Origin of the sequence: Nonomuraea sp. NPDC003804, from assembly GCF_040610675.1 — a bacterium.
Taxonomy (GTDB): domain Bacteria; phylum Actinomycetota; class Actinomycetes; order Streptosporangiales; family Streptosporangiaceae; genus Nonomuraea.
On sequence record NZ_JBEXMT010000083.1, the window covers coordinates 1 to 2,265 of the forward strand.

Sequence of the window (2,265 nt, forward strand, 5' to 3'; positions counted from 1 at the left end):
GATCAGCCTACGGTCAAGGTCGCGGTTGAATCGATCGCCCGCGATGGAAGCAGGACCGGCATGCCGGCGCAGATCAATACGTTCTCTCTGAAGCCACAATCCGGCTTGAACCAAATGATCAGCAGCATCGGACAGCTTAAGAAGCTTGATCCGCCACTAAAAGAACTTGCCCTGAAGGCCGCCTGCAGCAACTTCCGAATCTTGGTTGAGCGCTCTGTAGAGGACGAGCTTTGTTCTGGCGTCATCAACCGCTACCGGCGCGAGATCAACACGCTCAACAAGCTACAGCGGCTCAGTGCAATCACCCCAGCAGACTGCGCACTGATCGACGGGATGATGACGAAGTATTCGGCATTCGAGCACTCCCAACCCACCGACACCCCCAGTTGGCTTCCGGGTCCGGACGAACTGCTAAAGGACGTTCAAGACATGCTCGAATGGTGCAAGGAGTTCGGTAAGCGAGCGGAAACCGCGGCGAAACCCAAGGCGTAGCCCTGACCACCCGTTACTGCGTGCTCACGTTCATCAGAAGCGCCGCTTGCCAGCGCTTCCCACAGCAGGTGGCAGCGCTTGATGCAACTCGTGCGCGCGAAGAAACGCGTGCAGCCACTCTTCGGCGTCCTTGACGCCCGTCATTTCCCGAATCACCACCCCGGCCAAGCAATCCCCAGGGACGGCAAACAGGTCGTCGTTCAGATCGCTGCTGGACAGAGGGGTATGGAAATCGGCCCCCTCTTGGAACGCCTGAAGCAGGTGCTGCCGGGCAAGAGGATCCCGGCGTGCCGCCCATGCGAGGCGAACGAGCTCCGACGATGGCCAGGGTGCGGGGGTCATCAGAACTCGTAACCGTCTGGCACGCCCGAGGGGATGCCCTGCATGGGGCCCGAGTAGCCCACCTGCTGAACCAGGTTCTGGGCGGTTTGCGACATGCGATCCAGGCGTTCCGGGACTTGGTCCAGGGCGAACAGAACCATGCCAAAAAGGGCGATGTTGAGCAGTTTGTTGAAAAGTTTTCGCACGAGCGAGGTCCTCCGTGGTTGTCAGGGGTTCGGGTTTCAAAAAAGCTGGTGGTGTTGGGCGATGCCGAACAGGCAAAGCGCCCAAGTGGCCGCAATCGCTGCAGGAGCCAGGCAGAGCGACACGCCGATGGCAATGTCCGACAGCTTGGCCTTGGGGTCGGTCACCATCTCCCATCCCAGCTTGGCCGCTCCCATGCCCGACATGGCGTCGAACAGGAATCGCAGGAGGGCTCCAGGGGTGGAGGACCGGGCGGGCGCTTGGGTTTGGCTGCGGGTATTCATCAGAGCGCATCCAGTCGATCAGCAATGGCCAATCCGGCGACCAATCCAGCCAAGAGGCAAAAAGCAAAGAACGTCAACATGGGGTTCCCTTTGGTTAAAGAGCATCGGCGCTCTTCTCTGATCTCAAAGTAAAAGAAAACCAACTTTTCGCAATAGATTGACCCTACATTTTTATGACTAAAACACAAAACTGACGGAAAAAAGCAGAAAACACAAAAACCCTAAAACACCTCACATTTCCAGCCCAGCGTCGGGCCCGGCGGAAGCCGAGGCCCCACCCGCCCTTCCCCCAATGCGCTTTTGCTTCATGCCACTTTTGACGTTGCCTTTTTCTCTTCAAGAGCTCAAAAGAACGCGGCCTGGGCCGCGCCTGAAAAGCCCCCTCCGGGGAGGTTAGGACGTGGGCCAGGGCTTCCCCCAGCCTCCGCGTGGCTGTCCTTGGCCCCATGCCCGCAAAAGGCGTCCGAGGGATCAGGCGTTGGCTTGGATGCATAGCCAGACCAGCTGGCGGACGGCCTCGGTCAGACGAATCCCAGCCCGGTTAGCGTCAATCTGCAGGGCCGTCACGGCATGGAGTCCCAGCTGCACACTGGGGAGCGCGGCCCTGTAGCGCTCTCGCCCCTTCGACCCCTCCCCGGTCCACGGCGTCGGGCGTCGAGGGGAAAACGGTTCTCGAATCTGGGCGTGTTGCTCGATGAGTTGAGCCAGTGCAGCGCGCATGCTCAGGCCTTGCGCGGCGGCCAGGGCTTGAAACGCGGCTTTGCTGGGCGCGTCAATCCACGTCTCGTGGATGGTTTCGACCAAGCGTTCTGGGGGGCGGAGAATGTAGCGTTTGGTCATGCAGGGCTCCCGTGCGGCTTGGCCATCCATCCTTGGGCGGCCGCTTCTTCAGCGGTCAGCAACGCGGAAGTGCCCAGTAAGCGTGTGAGCTGGTAATGGCCGATGGTGTGCGGATACCGCTGGA

The 2,265-nt window shown here is 60.2% G+C and carries 5 protein-coding genes; 1 reads left to right on the forward strand and 4 read right to left on the reverse strand.

The features are described 5' to 3' along the window. Positions 1-492, forward strand: a 492-nt coding sequence (locus tag ABZX22_RS44860) for a hypothetical protein (RefSeq protein ID WP_354923403.1), incomplete at its 5' end; no start/stop codon positions are given. Positions 493-525: 33 nt separating this feature from the next. On the opposite strand, the gene ABZX22_RS44865 is transcribed toward ABZX22_RS44860, so the two are convergent. The 4 genes from ABZX22_RS44865 to ABZX22_RS44880 all read right to left on the reverse strand — a co-directional run bounded on the left by ABZX22_RS44865 (position 526) and on the right by ABZX22_RS44880 (position 2,141). Continuing rightward, a complete protein-coding gene (locus ABZX22_RS44865) occupies positions 526-834 on the reverse strand; it encodes a hypothetical protein (RefSeq protein ID WP_024958711.1) in 309 nt (102 codons plus the stop codon). Continuing rightward, positions 834-1,019, reverse strand: coding sequence for a hypothetical protein (locus ABZX22_RS44870; protein ID WP_008268538.1), 186 nt, complete (start codon positions 1,017-1,019; stop codon positions 834-836). The genes ABZX22_RS44865 and ABZX22_RS44870 overlap by 1 nt, the downstream gene beginning before the upstream one ends. 36 nt (positions 1,020-1,055) lie before the next feature. Further along, positions 1,056-1,301 (reverse strand): hypothetical protein, encoded by a 246-nt coding sequence (locus tag ABZX22_RS44875; RefSeq protein WP_024958712.1) that lies wholly within the window; start codon positions 1,299-1,301, stop codon positions 1,056-1,058. A gap of 471 nt (positions 1,302-1,772) precedes the next feature. Next, positions 1,773-2,141 (reverse strand): hypothetical protein, encoded by a 369-nt coding sequence (locus ABZX22_RS44880; protein ID WP_024957548.1) that lies wholly within the window; start codon positions 2,139-2,141, stop codon positions 1,773-1,775. Between the last annotated feature and the right edge of the window lie 124 nt (positions 2,142-2,265).

Excerpts from the sequence above, each read along its gene's own strand:
- ABZX22_RS44865 (WP_024958711.1), bottom strand. The coding sequence starts at position 834 with ATGACCCCCGCACCCTGGCCATCGTCGGAGCTCGTTCGCCTCGCATGG.
- ABZX22_RS44880 (WP_024957548.1), bottom strand. The coding sequence starts at position 2,141 with ATGACCAAACGCTACATTCTCCGCCCCCCAGAACGCTTGGTCGAAACC.
- ABZX22_RS44875 (WP_024958712.1), bottom strand. The coding sequence starts at position 1,301 with ATGAATACCCGCAGCCAAACCCAAGCGCCCGCCCGGTCCTCCACCCCT.